General features: G+C 62.8%; 19 protein-coding genes. 4 read left to right on the top strand and 15 right to left on the bottom strand.

The window, feature by feature from the left end; genetic code table 11:
• Positions 1 to 27: 27 nt before the first annotated feature.
• Both AB8A33_RS10795 and AB8A33_RS10790 read right to left on the bottom strand, forming a co-directional pair.
• A complete protein-coding gene (locus tag AB8A33_RS10795; protein WP_439095906.1) occupies positions 28 to 252 on the bottom strand; it encodes a hypothetical protein in 225 nt (74 codons plus the stop codon).
• A 43-nt stretch (positions 253 to 295) separates the two neighbouring features.
• Complete coding sequence (locus tag AB8A33_RS10790; protein ID WP_439092711.1) at positions 296 to 1,045, bottom strand: DUF899 domain-containing protein; 750 nt, start codon at positions 1,043 to 1,045, stop codon at positions 296 to 298.
• Between the two features lie 122 nt (positions 1,046 to 1,167).
• On the opposite strand from AB8A33_RS10790, the gene AB8A33_RS10785 reads away from it, so the two are divergent.
• Entirely contained in the window at positions 1,168 to 2,388 is a 1,221-nt protein-coding gene (locus tag AB8A33_RS10785) for a helix-turn-helix domain-containing protein (protein WP_439092710.1), read from the top strand.
• 29 nt (positions 2,389 to 2,417) lie between these two features.
• The gene (locus tag AB8A33_RS10780) at positions 2,418 to 3,056 is read left to right on the top strand and encodes a Vgb family protein (protein ID WP_439092708.1); all 639 of its coding nucleotides are present in this window, start codon (positions 2,418 to 2,420) and stop codon (positions 3,054 to 3,056) included.
• A gap of 21 nt (positions 3,057 to 3,077) precedes the next feature.
• Here AB8A33_RS10780 and AB8A33_RS10775 read toward each other — a convergent pair whose 3' ends face one another.
• From AB8A33_RS10775 to AB8A33_RS10720, 12 genes are all read right to left on the bottom strand, one after another.
• The gene (locus AB8A33_RS10775) at positions 3,078 to 3,674 is read right to left on the bottom strand and encodes a YdeI/OmpD-associated family protein (RefSeq protein ID WP_439092707.1); all 597 of its coding nucleotides are present in this window, start codon (positions 3,672 to 3,674) and stop codon (positions 3,078 to 3,080) included.
• A 27-nt stretch (positions 3,675 to 3,701) separates the two neighbouring features.
• Positions 3,702 to 4,361, bottom strand: coding sequence for a TenA family protein (locus AB8A33_RS10770; RefSeq protein ID WP_439092706.1), 660 nt, complete (start codon positions 4,359 to 4,361; stop codon positions 3,702 to 3,704).
• Between the two features lie 12 nt (positions 4,362 to 4,373).
• Entirely contained in the window at positions 4,374 to 4,601 is a 228-nt protein-coding gene (locus AB8A33_RS10765; protein WP_439083330.1) for a hypothetical protein, read from the bottom strand.
• A gap of 55 nt (positions 4,602 to 4,656) precedes the next feature.
• The gene (locus AB8A33_RS10760) at positions 4,657 to 5,067 is read right to left on the bottom strand and encodes an SRPBCC family protein (protein WP_439092704.1); all 411 of its coding nucleotides are present in this window, start codon (positions 5,065 to 5,067) and stop codon (positions 4,657 to 4,659) included.
• The gene (locus AB8A33_RS10755; RefSeq protein ID WP_439095905.1) at positions 5,064 to 5,387 is read right to left on the bottom strand and encodes an ArsR/SmtB family transcription factor; all 324 of its coding nucleotides are present in this window, start codon (positions 5,385 to 5,387) and stop codon (positions 5,064 to 5,066) included. Before AB8A33_RS10755 ends, AB8A33_RS10760 begins: the two co-directional genes overlap by 4 nt.
• Before the next feature lie 129 nt (positions 5,388 to 5,516).
• On the bottom strand, positions 5,517 to 5,861 hold the full coding sequence (locus tag AB8A33_RS10750; RefSeq protein WP_439084913.1) for a Lin0512 family protein: 345 nt from the start codon (positions 5,859 to 5,861) through the stop codon (positions 5,517 to 5,519).
• Between the two features lie 94 nt (positions 5,862 to 5,955).
• Positions 5,956 to 7,113 carry a substrate-binding protein gene (locus tag AB8A33_RS10745; RefSeq protein ID WP_439092702.1) on the bottom strand — a complete coding sequence of 386 codons (1,158 nt, stop codon included), beginning with the start codon at positions 7,111 to 7,113 and terminating at the stop codon, positions 5,956 to 5,958.
• A 118-nt stretch (positions 7,114 to 7,231) separates the two neighbouring features.
• A complete protein-coding gene (locus AB8A33_RS10740; RefSeq protein ID WP_439092701.1) occupies positions 7,232 to 7,987 on the bottom strand; it encodes a hypothetical protein in 756 nt (251 codons plus the stop codon).
• 105 nt (positions 7,988 to 8,092) lie between these two features.
• Positions 8,093 to 9,349, bottom strand: a complete 1,257-nt coding sequence (locus AB8A33_RS10735; protein WP_439092699.1) for a serine hydrolase domain-containing protein — start codon at positions 9,347 to 9,349, stop codon at positions 8,093 to 8,095.
• Positions 9,350 to 9,555: 206 nt separating this feature from the next.
• Positions 9,556 to 10,524: a quinone oxidoreductase family protein gene (locus AB8A33_RS10730; RefSeq protein WP_439092698.1), complete on the bottom strand. Its 969-nt coding sequence runs from the start codon at positions 10,522 to 10,524 to the stop codon at positions 9,556 to 9,558.
• A gap of 50 nt (positions 10,525 to 10,574) precedes the next feature.
• The gene (locus tag AB8A33_RS10725; protein ID WP_439092697.1) at positions 10,575 to 11,141 is read right to left on the bottom strand and encodes a TetR/AcrR family transcriptional regulator; all 567 of its coding nucleotides are present in this window, start codon (positions 11,139 to 11,141) and stop codon (positions 10,575 to 10,577) included.
• A 123-nt stretch (positions 11,142 to 11,264) separates the two neighbouring features.
• The gene (locus AB8A33_RS10720) at positions 11,265 to 11,915 is read right to left on the bottom strand and encodes a glutathione S-transferase family protein (RefSeq protein WP_439092695.1); all 651 of its coding nucleotides are present in this window, start codon (positions 11,913 to 11,915) and stop codon (positions 11,265 to 11,267) included.
• A gap of 406 nt (positions 11,916 to 12,321) precedes the next feature.
• Here AB8A33_RS10720 and AB8A33_RS10715 point away from each other — a divergent pair, with 406 nt between their 5' ends.
• Complete coding sequence (locus AB8A33_RS10715; protein WP_439095904.1) at positions 12,322 to 13,041, top strand: hypothetical protein; 720 nt, start codon at positions 12,322 to 12,324, stop codon at positions 13,039 to 13,041.
• A 9-nt stretch (positions 13,042 to 13,050) separates the two neighbouring features.
• On the opposite strand, the gene AB8A33_RS10710 is transcribed toward AB8A33_RS10715, so the two are convergent.
• Positions 13,051 to 13,992, bottom strand: a complete 942-nt coding sequence (locus AB8A33_RS10710) for a GlxA family transcriptional regulator (RefSeq protein WP_439092694.1) — start codon at positions 13,990 to 13,992, stop codon at positions 13,051 to 13,053.
• 314 nt (positions 13,993 to 14,306) lie between these two features.
• Here AB8A33_RS10710 and AB8A33_RS10705 point away from each other — a divergent pair, with 314 nt between their 5' ends.
• A complete protein-coding gene (locus AB8A33_RS10705) occupies positions 14,307 to 15,131 on the top strand; it encodes an alpha/beta fold hydrolase (protein ID WP_439092693.1) in 825 nt (274 codons plus the stop codon).
• Positions 15,132 to 15,197: the final 66 nt, after the last annotated feature.

The raw sequence follows: 15,197 nt of genomic DNA, 5'->3' as shown, positions 1-15,197 counted from the left end.
GCGCGACAATCGTCACGTCCGCCACTGCTATTGGTGGCATCGGCCGGATATCAGCCTGAGCCAGGGCACGGTATGGAACAAACTCATCAGGGCATACATCACCACCATTCCGCTCCACGGCGATGAACGCGACGTTGAACAGAGCAGGTCCGGCGAACTGCTATCGAGCACACCCGCCAGCAGCGCCATCAGCGCGAAGGCGGGTGCAGCCGCAAGGCATAGCCAGTCGGCGGCCGGCGCAAGGCGACCCATTGTCCAGTGATAGGCCTTCGCACGATCGACGTCGTCGATGGCGCTACTCATCGGTCTTCCGGAACGTGGCCTCTCCGGCGGCCGAGACCTCGACCCATTTCTTGTCGGGTGCAGCGCCAGCGACATAGTTGTCGTGCCAGTTCCACCATTTGTAGGTCGGAGTCTGCGGATAGCCTTCGGGCGAATCCTCCCAGACCTCCTGACGGCCGAGCGGCGTCGTGTCGAGATAGCTCCAGGTGGTCCCCATCGCCTCGTCGCCGCGGCTGTTAATGAAATAGGTGCGGAACACGCGATCGCCGTTGCGGAAAAACACGTTGTGGCCGTGCCACTCGTCGACGCCGAAGTCAGCGTCGAAACTGTCCGTGATGGTGACCCAGGGCATCTCCCAGCCCATCCGCGCCTTCAGGCGCGCGATGTCCGCCTGCGGTGCCCGCGAGGCGTAGACGAGGGTGGTGTCGCGGGCATTCAGATGCGCGAGGTGGGCAACCTGATCGGCGCCCAGCGAACAGCCGCGGCAGGCGTGATCGGGCCAGCCGAACACACCGGGTTCGAAGAAGGCGCGGTAGACGATCAACTGACGGCGGCCGTCGAACAGGTCGAGCAAGCTGGCTTTGCCATCGGGCCCTTCGAACGCATACGCCTTCTCCACCACCATCCACGGCATCCTCCGGCGCTCGGCCGCCAGCGTATCGCGCGCGCGCATCACAGCCTTCTCCTTCACGAGCATGTCCGTTCGCGCGGACTCCCATGCCTGCGGTGATACAATCGGTGGTGTTTTCATCGGTGTCGTCATGGTCTTCTCTCCACTTTCGTCCATCGTCATGCGTTACCGACATGACTTGCCGGTTAATCGTCGTGAGGTAGATTAGGATCCGGCAATGGACGGATGGGAGTGACAAGTGTGGCGGGATTTGAATGGACTCCCTGATCACCGCCGCAGGACATGCGCTTGCGGCGGGTGACCCGCTCGGTGCCTTGAAGCGCGTTGCATTGCGCGACGACCCGCCAGCGCTCGCACTGCGCGGCATCGCAATGGCCCAGCTCGGCGATTTCGCACGCGCGAAGGATCTCGTGAAACGGGCCGCACGCGCCTTCGGTGCCAAGGAACCGGTGGCGCGTGCGCGGTGCATCGTCGCCGAGGCCGAGATCGCCCTCGTCTCGCGCGATCTCCATTGGCCCAGCAAGGCGCTCGACGCCGCACGGCTGACACTCGACGCCCACGGCGACCATGTGAATGCGGCATACGGCGGTTATCTCGATGTCAGGCGACTTCTGCTCATCGGGCGCCTGGACGAAGCCGAGCGAAAGCTCGGCGCCCTCGATCCGGCGCCCTTCCCGCCCGCCTTGAGGACGGCGCATGCACTGGTCGTCATGGGCATTGCGATGCGGCGGCTCCATGCGAGAACCGCACGTGCGGCCCTCGCCGACGCGCAGCATGCCGCACGCTTTGCCGGCATTCCCGCGCTGACGGCCGAAGTCGACAGCGCATCCCGACTCCTCAACGCGCCCGCAGCGCGCCTGATCGCGCGCGGTGACGAACGACCACTACTGCTCGACGAAGTCGAGGATTTGCAGAAATCGAAAGCCATCGTCATCGATGCCTGCCGACATGTCGTCCGCCACCGAAAGATCGAGCTGTCGCTGGCTACGCGTCCGGTGTTGTTCATACTCGCACGCGCGCTCGGCGAGGCATGGCCGGCGGACGTCACGCGGGAAACACTGCTGGCGCGCGCCTTCCGCGCCAGACACGCCGATGTCTCGCATCGCGCGCGGCTTCGTGTCGAGATGGGACGCCTGCGCAAGATGCTTGCGCCTCTGGCAGACGTGAATGCGACCAGGCTTGGTTTCGTACTGACGCCGCGCATGGCGCGCGAGATCGTCGTGCTGGCGCGACCTGTCGAGGAAGAACACGCTGCCGTACTCGCCCTTCTGGCCGACGGCGAAAGCTGGTCGAGTTCGGCGCTCGCGCTGGCACTCGGAGCGAGCCAGCGCAGCGTTCAGCGAACGCTCGAAACGCTGGCTACCAACAACAAGGTGCAGCCGCTCGGCCGCGGTCGCGCACGCCGCTGGACGTCACCATCCCTGCCCGGACTCGCGACGATGTTGTTACTCCCTCCTCCGCTGCCGGATCACTAGGGTCGTCGCATATCACTAAGGAGACTCGCATGACCAAATCAGCAGCCGTCATCATCCGCGAATATGGCCCCTTCGAGGGCGTCAAAAGTGTGGGCGGCGTTACCTTTGACGGCCAGCACGTCTGGTTCGCATCTGGCGACAAACTCAACGCCCTCGATCCCACGAGCGGCCAGACGACGCGCGCCATCCAGATCGCAGCCCATGCTGGCACCGCCTTCGATGGCAAGCACCTGTTTCAGATCGCCGAGGATCGCATCCAGAAGATCGATCCGGCCACCGGCCGCGTACTCGCCACCATCCCGGCACCCGGCGGCGGCGGCGACTCCGGAATGGCCTGGGCCGAAGGTACGCTCTGGGTGGGACATTATCGCGAGCGCAAGATCCACCAGATCGATCCCGAGACAGGGGCCATCCTGCGCACCATCGAAAGCAACCGTTTCGTCACCGGCGTGACCTGGGTCGATGGCGAACTCTGGCACGGCACCTGGGAAAACGATGAGAGTGACGTGAGGCGCATTAATCCGCAGACGGGAGAAGCGCTGGAGATGCTGGAGATGCCTGCCGGCGTGGGCGTGTCCGGTCTCGAATCCGATGGCGCCGATCAGTTTTTCTGCGGCGGCGGTGACAGCGGCAAGGTACGGGCGATCAGGCGGCCTAAGCGGACGTGAAAAGCAACGAGCGACGCCACTTCACTTCCTGGTTTGCGGATGGACCGTCTCGCCCTTCTTGAGCATCTCCACGAAGGACGCGATCTTCTTCTTGCGGCCGGCCTCGGTCTTCAGGTTGTTCACCCGGAACGCCAAAGCGAAGCGGTTCTGCGCGCTGAGTTTCGCCAGCATCGCTTTCGCTTTTGGCTCGGCGTCGATCGCCGCCTGCAGGTCAGCGGGAAGCTCCGACGCCTTGACGCGATAGGCGCGGTCCCAACGGCCGTCGGCTTTCGCCGCCTCCACATGGACAAGGCCATGCCCGGTCATGCGCTCTTCTGTGACGAGGCGCGCAACATTGTCGACATTGATCTGGCTCCAGACGCTCTTCCGGCCGCGCGGCGTGTAGCGCTGCAGGAAGCTAGTTTCGTCCAGTCCCTTGCGGATGCCGTCAATCCAGCCCCAGCACAGCACGACGTCGATTGCCTCTTTCGGCGTGATCGATGCGAGGCCGGATTTTAGCTTGTGAACCTTGATCCAGACCTCGCCGGCCTTGTCGTGGTTCTTGCCGAGCCATTTATAGAAGGCGTCGGCGGTCTTGAACTCGCGCACATTCGCGGGATCGACTTTAACGGGTGCCATGCTCTGTCCTGATCGCCGCGCGCCGCACTAGCGCGCGTCCAGCCCCATCTGCCAGAAGTCAGATTCCAGGCGCGATGCCTGACCGAACAGTTTTGCGAGTTCGACAAAGCGCCGCTCGGTCATCGCGCGCGCGGCGAGATCGTCGAGATGGCGGCGCGCTTTCACTGCGATGTCCTGATAGGCCGCGCCGGCATATTCGCCGATCCATTCGCGATACGGATGATCGCCGAGCGCGTCGGCACCGTCAGGCGCAAGCTTCTTGCCGATCTCGGCATAACCGATCACGCATGGCGCCAGCGCCACATGCAGGTCGAGCAGATCGCCGGCAGCGCCGCAATCCAGTACGAAGCGCGTATAGGCTACCGTCGCCTGCAGCTCGGGCGCGGCCTCGATATCGGCAGGCGACAAACCCCAGCGCCCACACAGCTTCACGTGCAAATCCATCTCGCCGAGGATAGAGGCAAGACCGCCTTGGGCCGCCTTCATGTCATCGAGGGTCCGGCTCTTGTAGGTCGCCAGCGCATAGGCGCGCGCGAACTGGATCAGGAACAGATAGTCCTGCACGAGGTAGGTGCGAAACGCCGGCTCCGGCAGCGTGCCGGCGCCGAGTTGGCGGACGAAACCATGATCGACATAGCTGGACCAGTCATCGGCCGCAGCTGATTTGAGACGATCAAAAATATCCATGCGCATTCCAATTCACGCGTTCATCCGTCCACTGCCCTGCGTTGCTCTACGCCACTTTGCGGCATAGGGCAGCACGAACATATAGAGACCGCTGAACATCAACAGAAACAGCGGTGGCAGCGGCGAGAAGGTCACCCAGGCTGGCGGCTCGCCAAATCCGCGGACAGCGAAATTGGCGATGACCGTCACGGTAAAGGCCAGCGACAGCCAGCGGTGTGCGTATCTGATCCATAGGCTCATGTTGAGTGACCTCATAGCAATGCAGAAGTGGCGTGAGATTCTGTGTCGGCCGAATTCAGTCCAGTCGCGCCAGAAGCTGCTCCATCGACGCCAGGAATCGCGGCCATCCGAACTTGGCGCCCTGATAGGCCTGCTCCTGATCCGGCCGGAAGCCGATCTGCTCCATCCGCAGCAGTGTCCCGTTGTTCGAAGGCGTAAGGGTCCAGGTCACGACACTCTCGAGACCCAAGGCCTCCCATGTGTAAGCGAGCTTTTGGTTCGCCTCGACTTCCGTAACCCGACAGGCGACCTCGCCCCAGTTCGCGCTCAGATCAAAACGATGCCCGATAACGGGCTTGAAATCGTTCTTCATGAGCCACTCGGCGATCAGAAGCGGCTGGGTCAGCGCACGCCAGATCTTTTCCGGCGCATGGCCAAATTCCCGCTCAACGACGACAGAACGCGTTTCGGATGCTGTATCGGTCAATTGTCCATCCTCTTCAGTAGTTGTTCGAGATCGTCGAACCGGCTCTCCCAGAACCCGGCCATCTGGCTGGTCCAGTCGAGCAGCGGCGCCAGGGCCGCCGGTTGCGATCGATAATGTGTCTGACGGCCGCTGTGACGATCGAGCACCAGCCCCGCCTGCTTCAGCACGCCGAGATGCTTGGAGACGGCCGGTTGCGAGACGCCGGCCTGGGCAGTCAGCGCCGCGACGGTCTGCTCTCCGTCACGGCAAAGCCGCTCGAAGATCGCACGCCGGGTCGGATCGGCGAGCGTCTTGAAGAGCACATCAAAGGTGTTCGGCATCGCCATCCATAACCTGTCAGTTATCGATTAAATCAATAACCAACGAGCTATGGATTGGTCAAGTGCAAAATGAATGGAAGAGAATCGTCGAGATCGCGGGAAGTGCGGGCCTCGTCCGAGGCGGCTAGTTTACTTGCCGTCGTCGAGGCTCACCAGCACCGCTGCATTGGCAATGAGGATGCCGTCGCCGCCGCTCTCGGCGGGAATGTCGAGGCCGCCTTTGACTGCGGTCACGGTCACTGTGCCGTAGGGCAATTCCTTCGCGACGGCCGCCGTGTCGACGTCGTCCGGATTCGGCACCGCGACGGTCACATCGACAAACATGTCATGCGGCGTCTTGCCGACCATCCGAAAGAAGCCAACGCTGGAATGGCGGATCGCATCCGACACCGCGCGCTTCGCAGCCTTGGTGGCGTCGCGGCCATGGACGTCGACGCCCATGCCCATCTCGGTGATACAGCGCACCTTTGCCATCTGTTGTCGTCTCCACGTATTCCCAATTGCATTGCGGCGAACTTAAGCAATCTCCTGCAGCGCGCGCCAGCCCGTTGCCGTCACGCCCGCGCGATCAGCGACCAGCCAATATGCAACCCGGCTGCGGCGCGATCGCGCCGAGCCCGCGGACGGGGACGAGCCTCTGCCCCTGCGTTTTGGCGATGAACATGTTCATTGTTGCATAGTGGTTCGTATCGATGGTGACAGGACCTGTCGGCGACGGGATGGTGAGCCCTGCCAGCGCATCCACGATCGCTTCCTTGTCGACACGGCCCGCCGTCTCGATCGCAGCCTTGAGCGCGATCAGCGTGTTGTAATGGGTCATGACATAGTTCGACACCAGCACGTCATTGCCGGCTGAGGCCCGCACCCTGGCGACGAACGCCTTCATCTCCGGCGCGTCGCTGGTCGCCAGCGACGGCACCACCGTGATCATGTTCTGGCCTTTGCCCTTGAAGATGCCGACGTCGATCTCGGACAATCCCAGAAACGCAACCGTCGTCTCCTTGAACAATCCCTGATCGTCGGCCTGCCGGATGAAATCCATGCCGTCGCCCTTCAGCGCGAACAGCAGCACCTTCGGCTTTGCCGCCGCCACCTGCTTGATCAGCGGCGTGAAATCCGTCTCGGTGCCCAGCGTGTATTGCGTGCCGACGATGGTGCCGCCGAGCTTTGCGATCAGCGGCCTGGCGATATCGAACATCTGGTGCGGCCAGACCCGGTCGGCGCCGAGCAGGAAGTAGGTGTTGCCGACGGCCTCGTTCATATAGGGCAGCAACTGGCCGAGATCCTGGTTCGGTACCGTGCTGAAGGAGAAGACATAGCGGCTGCATTTGCCGCCTTCGAAATTCGTCGCATAGAGCAGCGGCGTCTTCGTGCTCTCGGCGAGCGGCCTGATCGCATTGAAGTTGGCCGAGGTGACAGGGCCGACAACCGCAACGACGCCGCTGTCGATCACCGACCGCATCGCGCTCTCGGCGGAGGCCGGCCGGGTCTTGTCATCGACATAGATGACCTCAAGCGGCCGGCCGAGAATGCCGCCTGCCGCGTTGATCTCCCTGGCAGCAAGATCGAGGCCGAGCTTGGCCTGTTGGCCATACAACTCGACACCGCCGGAGAATGGCAGCACCGCACCAACACGGATCGGATCGGCGGCTATCGCCGCAGAGCCGAACGCTGCCGAGCCCAACAGGACTGCGGATGTCACGAAACTTGCGACAGATAACTTCATGCGCGCCCTGCTCCGCCATCGGCCTCGCCGACGGCGAGGCGCAAATCACTATGACGATTGAGCCGGAAAAATCAGGAGGTGCAAGAGCTGATCGCGGATCCAGCGCTGCTCAAGGCGATCACGGAGCCCGCGGCGCCGGGGCTATCGGAAGAGGACCGCTGGACGCAGGCGCGTCATTCACTGGAGCTCCGTTGGCGGGAGCTTCTGTGGCTGGAGCCACCGCCACAGGCGCAATGTCCATCGGTGCGGCGGTCGCAGCTTCAGGCGCCGCAGCCGCGGGGGCAACGGCTGGAGGCACGATCGACACCGGCGTCGCCGGGGCCGTGGTCGGGACGTTAGCCGTCGGAGTGCTCGCAGCGGGTACGTTAGCCGCTGGTACGTTGGCCGTGGGGATGTCGGCCGGAGGCACGTTACCCGGACGCGCAGGAGCCGGAGGCGCTGCAGCCCGGTTGATGATCGGCTTGCAGATCATCACGGCTGCGGCTGACGCGATCATCGACGCCATGATCTGCAGGTCCGAGGGTTGTTTGGGGTCGCTCGCAACCGCGGCGGCTTCCTCGCGCAGTTGGATATTGCAGTCACAGTCGGGAATGCCGCTTGCCGGCGTACATGCGTCATGATGCATGCAGGCAACATCGAGCGCGTCGATCGGCGACTTGCCCGGCCGCGAGCCGAGGCCGCAATAATTGCCGTGGACCAGATTTGCGCCATTGGTCCGCGGATCGAGATTGATCCTGTTGTCACTGGCCGGTTTCTGACTGCGGGGCGCCGCTTCCTGGGCAAGGCTTGGCGATGATGCGATGGCGGCCGAACACAGCATCACCGCAACGCTGGAACGGCGCAGCCACGAGGCAGCGCGCAAAGGCTTGATCATCGAGTTCAGATCCGCATGGCCCCGACGGGATGTGTCGGCCGCGAAGGATACGCGCGACGCCTTCTTAGGTTCCCGATCAGGTTCCCTTTGTGGGAACCCGATCAATCAGCCTTCCGCCATCAGCTCCTTCGCCAGCGCCATATAGGCCGGCAGCGTCACCGGATCATTGGCGGCATTGCCGGCGACCGGATGCGAGGCATAGCGCGCGATCACCATCTCGGCCTTCGGATCGATATAGAGGCCCTGCCCGTAGACGCCGCGCGCCATATAGGCGCCGTGCTCATTGTGGGTCACCCACCACTGGTTGCGATAGGACGCGCCGGGCAGCGTGGCGTAGCCGGCCGGCTTGAACTTCTCGGGGTCAGCGCCGCGTTCGATGTCCTCGACCACTGCGCTAGGCACGATCTGGCGGCCGTTGAAGCGGCCGTGATTGCGCATCACCTCGCCGAAGCGCGCGAGATCGCGCAGCGTCGTCGACAACCCACCGCCGCCGCTCTCGGTGCCGATGCGGTCGACGTGATAATGCGCATCCTCTTCCGCCCCCATCGGCGCCCAGATGCGCTCGGACAAGAGATCGGACAGCGTCATGCCGCTGGCGCGCCGGATAATCCAGGCGAGCGTGTCGGTATTGACGGTCTTGTAGGCGAAAGCCTTGCCGTGCTCGCCCTGCTTCTGCTGCGTGCAGAGAAAGGCGAAGATATCGCTCGCGCCTTCATAGTCCGGAGGGATTGGCGCCATGCCATTGGCGCGCCGCAGCCCCCACACATCGGAATTCTTGTCCGTATAGACCTCGGTGTATTTCAGCCCCGTGGTCATATCCATGACTTCATGCACGCGCGCATCTCCGAAGGCCGTGGCCTTCAACTCCGGCACATAATCAGTCACCGGTGCCTGCGGATCGATCTTGCCTTCCGCGACCAGCATGCCGGCCAGCGTGCCAGTGAAGGACTTGGTCACTGACATCGCGATATGCGGCTTGTGCGGCTTCAGCGCGCCGGCATAGCGCTCGTAAATCAGCTTGCCCCTGTGCAACACCGCGATGCCATCGGCGTAGGTCTCGTCGAACATCTTTGCGAAGGTCATCGGCCGGCCATCCATGGTCGTCGATTTCGACCCGCCGATATCGCGCTCCGCGCGCGGCAGCACGGATGCACCACTCGCGCCGCGCCAGACATTCACCGTGGGCACCAGCGAGCGCACATTGCTCCAGGCCCAGCGCAATTCGGGGAAGTTGCGGAACGAGCCGTCGTGGAATTGGATGAGTTTGTCCGGCGCTGGCGGAAAGCCTTTCATCCAGCCGAGCGTCTCGGGATCGCTCTCGGCGGCGGTGGGGACTTGGTTCTGTGCAGGTGCGTCGGACATGAAGGCGGGCTCCGGTAAGGCGGCAAGTAAGTTGGTCGTAACATGCGAGGTGGCCGGACACATCAAACACAACAGCCGGGCTGCATTCGGCAACTGCATGTCGCAAGTTCGCTCAATGCAGTCAGCCCGGACTGACGCATATCAGCCCGGACTGACGTATGTGCCCCGAACACTTCAGCCGAGCCACAAAACCCGATACTCGGGCTTCATGGGACCAGCAGCAGCTTGCCGGTCGTCTTGCGGTTTTCCATGTCAGCGTGAGCCTTCGCTGCGTCCGCTAGGCGGTACTCTCCGCCGATGTGGAGCTTGAGCTCTCCCGTCGCGATCCAGTTGAACAGCCCCTCCGAACGCGCGCGCAGCAGTTCGGGCGTGTGGATATGATCGAAGAAGGTCGCATAGCCGATCTTGATGCTCTTCGGCAGGCTCATGATGTCGAGCGGTCCCGGCCCACCAAGCACCGGGCCATACCAGCAGAACGTACCCGACCGACGCAGCACATCGAGCGAGCCCTGGAAGGTCGTCGGCCCGGAACCATCATAGACGACGTGCACGCCCTGACCATCGGTCAGGCGTAGGGTCTCCTCGGCGAACCGGCCTTCAGTATCGATGATCACATGGTCGGCGCCAGCCTCCCTAGCTGCAGCGACCTTCTCCTGCGACGACACACGTCCGATGACATGGCCGCCGCGCAATTTGATGATCTGGGTCAGCAGCAGCCCCACGCCGCCCGCCGCCGCATGGACGAAAGCGATGTCGCCGCGCTGCAGCGGATAGAAGTCCGTGGCGAAATGGCTGGCAGTGAGCCCCTGCATCATCACCGACGCAGCGGTGCGATCATCGATCGCGTCAGAGACCGGTACCAGCGACGTGACAGGGATCGCGATCCGCTCCGCATAACTTCCCGGCGCATAAACCCAGGCGACACGCTGGCCGGGCCTGATGCCATCGACACCATCCCCGACCGCCAGCACGCGCCCCATACCCTCGACCCCCAAAATCTTGGGATTCGGAACCTCAGTCCAGGCCATGCCCTGGCGCACGCCGATGTCCATGAAGTTCACCCCCGCAAAGGCAACCTCGACCAATGCCTCGCCCGGTCCAGCGAGAGGCGACGGACGTTCGACATAGTCCAGCACCTCGCGACCGCCCGTTCCGGTCATCACAACAGCCCTCATCACTTGCTCCTTTGTTGAACGTTCGTTCCTGAATTTTCCAAAAAAAGGGACTATCGCAGCGCCCTCATGGCCATGTCGGACAGCCTTGCCAGAGCCGCGCGTGCAGCGCCGCCCCGTCCCGCGACGCGAATGCCGGCGATGTTCGCGATCAGAAATTCCGAGGTTGCTTCCGGGTCGAGACCAGCAGCGACATCGCCTTCACACTGCGCATCGCGAATGCGCGCTGCGATGGCAGCTCGCAAGCTTTTCGCCAGCAGTCCATTGATCTCCTGGAGGTCGGATTCGGACACGCCGAATTCATAGATCGAGCCAACGCCAAGACACGGCCGATCGGCTGTTTTCACGACACGGCGCAACATCGCGCCGATGCCGTCGATTGCGCGCGGTCCGCTTCGGAGCGCGTCGATATGTGCAGCACATTCGCCCATTCCATAGCGACGTACGGCGGCGCAATAAAGCTGCCACTTGTCGCCAAAGGCTGCGTAAAGGCTCTGTCGCCCGATCCCCATTGCATCGACGAGCATCTGGGCCGAACTGCCCTCATATCCATGTCCGCTAAAGACATTGATCGCGTCGTCGAGCGCGGCGTCCGTGTCGAATTCCCGTGGTCTGGCCATAACCGGCGAGATAGCAATTCAGGAACGATTGTTCAACTATTTTATAGCGCCGCGGGAAGTAAATTCGATAAACCGGCCGGCGCCGCCGTAGCGGTCCTAGAAAGCCGCCCTGAGGGATTCCTGTCAGCCGCCCGACGCAGCGGTGAAAACCGCCAATTGAGCGGCGAAAGCGCGCTTGTAGGCAGGCCGGGCTTCGCCGCGGGCGACATAGGCGAAGAGGTTGGGATATTCATCCAGTAGGCCGGACGCCCCCAACCTGAGTAGCACCGACACCATCAGCAGGTCACCGGCACTGAACGCACCGTCGAGCCAGTCGGCATTGCCAAGGTGCTTGGAAAGTTCGCCCAGCCGCCCGCGGATGCGGTCCTTGACCATCGCCAGACGCTGCTCATACCAGGTCTTGTCGCGTTCCAGGAGCGTGACGATGAGGAGATCGACGATCGGCGGTTCGACCGTATTGAGTGCGGCAAACATCCACGTGACTGCCCGTGCCCGGGCGTTCGCATCATCTGGCAGCAGGCCTGCATGGCCCTCTGCGATATGGAACACGATCGCTCCTGACTCGAACAGGACAAGATCCCCTTCCTCGTAGGTCGGAATCTGCCCGAAAGGATGACGCGCCTGATGCGGAGGTCCCTTCATCTCATCGAACGAAAGAAGTCGAACGTCGTAAGGCTGCCCCACTTCTTCGAGCGCCCAGCGAACGCGCATGTCCCGGGCCAATCCCCTGCCGCGATCGGGCGACCGTTCAAAGGCGGTAATGGTAGGGTTCATAGGCAGACTCCCGGCGAATACATGACGCTATCCAGCGTGACATGGGTCACGACGATAGTCTTCCGCATCGTCTCTCTCGGCTCTTCGTCTCCCGAGGACGCATGACGGGCGGGCTTCCCGACACATGCGGGCATTTTTCTCGCGGGCAGCAGCCGTATGGACGGTGAGATTGGCCCCTCGCTCGCTAGCGGACGCCCAGCCTTCAGAGTTTCCCTCTATTTCTCCCGCTCCATTTCCCCCGAGAGCCCTCCAAAGTACCCTCGACCGCCAGAGATCGCAGGACCTCGTCAGCTTGAAGGCCGTGGCCGAAATCAAGGCATCTACGGCGTTCAGCGGGCGCGACCAACCGCGTAGCCTCCAGCAACAGAAGCCTCGCCATTTCGCGCGGCCCCACTGGAAGCACATCATGACACGACTTAAAGAACTTGCCATCGAAGCTCATGGAGGCCTCCAGCGCTGGCGGCAGTTCGAGCAGGTCTCCGCCGACCTGGTGCAGGGAGGCGTCTTATGGCCTTTGAAAGGACATCCACAAACCCTCGAGCGCACCACCGTCACGGTGGGTCTCAAGACGGAATGGGCATCGCATGCCCCGTTCGGCGCAGGTAGTCGGCGCTCGCGCTTCGCCCCCGATCGCGTGGTCCTGGAAGCCAGTGACGGCAGCGTTCTCGAAGAACTAGTTCAGCCGCGCGCAAGCTTCTCCGGCCATACGCTGCAAACCCCATGGACAGAACTGCAGCTTGCCTACTTCGCCGGCTGCGCCATGTGGACCTATCTAACAATGCCGTTTCTGCTCGCCTGGCCCGGCGTCGAGACGGAAGAGCTGGAGCCCTGGCAGACCGATAGCGGGGACTGGCGCCGTCTTGCTGTCCGTTTTCCCACGGAGATCGCCACGCACAGCGCGGTACAGACTCTTTACTTCGACGGCGATGGGCTGCTGAAGCGCCACGATTATGACGTCGAGATCGCTGGGGACACGCCCGGCGCGCACTTCATCGCGGATTACCAAGAGGTCTCCGGCATTAAATTCCCGACGAAGCGGCGGATTTTTGCCCGTCAACCGGACGGCAGCTTCAACACTGATCCACTTGTTGTTTCGATCGATCTCTCCAACATCCGGCTCAGCTAGACATCGCCGCTACAGCGTGGCGAGGGGACCGGCGTCATTGCGGATGGCTCTGGGAACCTCGCCGTGCACGCGGGTGAACGCCAGGCGCATCCGCTCCCTGTTCGCGAACCCCACCTCGCGGGCGATCACCTCTATCGGCTGTCGGCTCTGTTCCAGCAAGAGCCTTGCGGCCTCGACCCTCAATGCTTCGACTGCCTTCGCCGGCGTCGTGCCGGTTTCCGACCGGAACAATCGGGTGAACTGCCGGGGACTGAGGCTTGCGGCACGCGCCAGATCGTCGATCGTCAGGCTTTCAGCAAGGTTCTGGCGCGCGTAGTTCAGCGCGCGCTGAACCCTGTCTTCGTTCGCGCTCAGATCGAGCAAGGTCGAGTGCTGGGACTGCCCGCCGGAACGTCGATGGTACATGACCATGCCCTTCGCGACCGAACGGGCGACCTCGGAGCCGTGGTCGCGCTCGATGATGCCGACGACGAGGTCCGTTCCCGCCGTCATGCCTGCAGACGTCCAGATCGGACCATCCGCGAGAAAGATCTTGTCCATGTCGACACGGCAGCTGGGAAACCGGTCCTGCAACGCCCGTGCATAGCGCCAATGCGTCGTTGCGCGTCGGCCGTTTAGCAATCCGGCGTCTCCGAGAACAAACGAGCCCAGGCAGATGCCCGCGACGCGTCGTGCGTCGCGGGCAGCCGCCCGAAGAAGCCGGACCAGCCCAGGCGACGACGTCGGAATCTCGAGCCCTGCAGCAACGATCAAGGTGTCGTAGGACTCTTCGCCGAAAGCGTCCGTCATAACCTGCATGCCCGACGACGAAGCGACTAGCCCTCCCTCTTCCGAGAGGACACGCGTGTCGTACAGCTTCTTCCCGGCTTGCTTGTTGGCCACATCGAACGCTGCGACTGCCCCGAAGCAGATGGGTTGAAAACTCGGGCAAAGAACCAGACCAATCTTCATGCTTTCTCCACGACGGCTACGCGCAACCTCAAATAGGTGTGCCGGTCATGTTCCGCCATCTCCATGGCCTGAATGATGGCATCTACGTCCTGTCGGTTCCGGGAGCTGGCTGGTAGCTCTCTCGCGGATTTTTAACGGAGCTGCCATGTCGAGCCAATCGACAAAATACATCGCTATTCGGCCTGTCGCACCGGGACGGCTTGAACTGACGCAATAGTAGCCCCGCCACCGCATCGTCCTCACCATGTAGATCCGCGGTCGACATTCCCGAAGCAACTTCGCCGCCAGACTTCGCACCTCACAAAGGACCTATCATGTCACTCGAAACGACAAAAACCGAATACCTCGACATGGGCGATACACGCTTCGCGTTCAGGCGTCTTGGCCCCACTACCGGAACGACGCTCGTTCTGTTGCAGCACTTCACCGGGACCATCGATTCCTGGGACCCGGCGGTGGTGAACGCTCTGGCGGCAACGCGGCCGGTCATCGTCTTTAACAATCTCGGCGTGGGCACCTCGACCGGCACGACGCCCGACACGGTGGAACAGATGGCGTCGGACGCCGAGACATTCATCAGCAGGCTCGGCCTTGAGCAGGTGGATCTGCTCGGTTTCTCGCTTGGCGGCATGCTCGCCCAGGTGCTCGCCGTGCGGCAACCCAGCCTGATCCGCAAGGTCATCGTCGCCGGCGCCGCGCCGCGCGGTGGCGAGGAACATCTACTGGCCGTGGTGGAGGAAGCCTTTTCGCGCGGCGCACCAGATGTGCGACTGCCGCTATTCTTCACGTCTTCGGAAGCGAGCCAGCGCGCCGGACGCGCCTTCGTCGCTCGCGCAACGGCGCGCAGGCAAGGTCGCGATCCGGACAGCGGCAACGATGTTAGCGAGCCTCAGGCCAAGGCGATCATCGGCTGGTGCGCGCGTAAAGACGAGGGCGAGGCGACGCTCCGCGCCATAGGGCAGCCTGCGCTTATCGTGCACGGCAGCGACGACACGATGTTTCCCAGCATCAATGCGTACAATATGTTCAAGGCAATGAAGAACGCGCAGCTGATCCTGTACCCGGACTCGGGGCACGGTGCGTTGTTCCAGTACGCCGAGACGTTCGTCGCCCATTGCCTAACCTTCCTGGACGCCTGAGAGGAGAGAGATACAGCCGCAGCATGTCGCATTTTCACGTGTGATCACGCCAGGGCGGCGTATCGC

This window comes from Tardiphaga sp. 813_E8_N1_3 (assembly GCF_051811025.1).
Classification (GTDB): domain Bacteria; phylum Pseudomonadota; class Alphaproteobacteria; order Rhizobiales; family Xanthobacteraceae; genus Tardiphaga.
The sequence above is the reverse complement of the archived record's forward strand: the minus strand, read 5'-3'. Positions and strand labels throughout refer to the sequence as shown.

Excerpts from the sequence above, each read along its gene's own strand:
- AB8A33_RS10740 (WP_439092701.1), bottom strand. The coding sequence starts at position 7,987 with ATGATCAAGCCTTTGCGCGCTGCCTCGTGGCTGCGCCGTTCCAGCGTT.
- AB8A33_RS10735 (WP_439092699.1), bottom strand. The coding sequence starts at position 9,349 with ATGTCCGACGCACCTGCACAGAACCAAGTCCCCACCGCCGCCGAGAGC.
- AB8A33_RS10750 (WP_439084913.1), bottom strand. The coding sequence starts at position 5,861 with ATGGCAAAGGTGCGCTGTATCACCGAGATGGGCATGGGCGTCGACGTC.
- AB8A33_RS10785 (WP_439092710.1), top strand. The coding sequence starts at position 1,168 with ATGGACTCCCTGATCACCGCCGCAGGACATGCGCTTGCGGCGGGTGAC.
- AB8A33_RS10720 (WP_439092695.1), bottom strand. The coding sequence starts at position 11,915 with ATGAACCCTACCATTACCGCCTTTGAACGGTCGCCCGATCGCGGCAGG.
- AB8A33_RS10710 (WP_439092694.1), bottom strand. The coding sequence starts at position 13,992 with ATGAAGATTGGTCTGGTTCTTTGCCCGAGTTTTCAACCCATCTGCTTC.
- AB8A33_RS10730 (WP_439092698.1), bottom strand. The coding sequence starts at position 10,524 with ATGAGGGCTGTTGTGATGACCGGAACGGGCGGTCGCGAGGTGCTGGAC.
- AB8A33_RS10745 (WP_439092702.1), bottom strand. The coding sequence starts at position 7,113 with ATGAAGTTATCTGTCGCAAGTTTCGTGACATCCGCAGTCCTGTTGGGC.
- AB8A33_RS10775 (WP_439092707.1), bottom strand. The coding sequence starts at position 3,674 with ATGGCACCCGTTAAAGTCGATCCCGCGAATGTGCGCGAGTTCAAGACC.
- AB8A33_RS10790 (WP_439092711.1), bottom strand. The coding sequence starts at position 1,045 with ATGACGACACCGATGAAAACACCACCGATTGTATCACCGCAGGCATGG.
- AB8A33_RS10765 (WP_439083330.1), bottom strand. The coding sequence starts at position 4,601 with ATGAGCCTATGGATCAGATACGCACACCGCTGGCTGTCGCTGGCCTTT.
- AB8A33_RS10715 (WP_439095904.1), top strand. The coding sequence starts at position 12,322 with ATGACACGACTTAAAGAACTTGCCATCGAAGCTCATGGAGGCCTCCAG.
- AB8A33_RS10705 (WP_439092693.1), top strand. The coding sequence starts at position 14,307 with ATGTCACTCGAAACGACAAAAACCGAATACCTCGACATGGGCGATACA.
- AB8A33_RS10780 (WP_439092708.1), top strand. The coding sequence starts at position 2,418 with ATGACCAAATCAGCAGCCGTCATCATCCGCGAATATGGCCCCTTCGAG.
- AB8A33_RS10755 (WP_439095905.1), bottom strand. The coding sequence starts at position 5,387 with ATGCCGAACACCTTTGATGTGCTCTTCAAGACGCTCGCCGATCCGACC.
- AB8A33_RS10795 (WP_439095906.1), bottom strand. The coding sequence starts at position 252 with ATGGGTCGCCTTGCGCCGGCCGCCGACTGGCTATGCCTTGCGGCTGCA.
- AB8A33_RS10770 (WP_439092706.1), bottom strand. The coding sequence starts at position 4,361 with ATGGATATTTTTGATCGTCTCAAATCAGCTGCGGCCGATGACTGGTCC.
- AB8A33_RS10725 (WP_439092697.1), bottom strand. The coding sequence starts at position 11,141 with ATGGCCAGACCACGGGAATTCGACACGGACGCCGCGCTCGACGACGCG.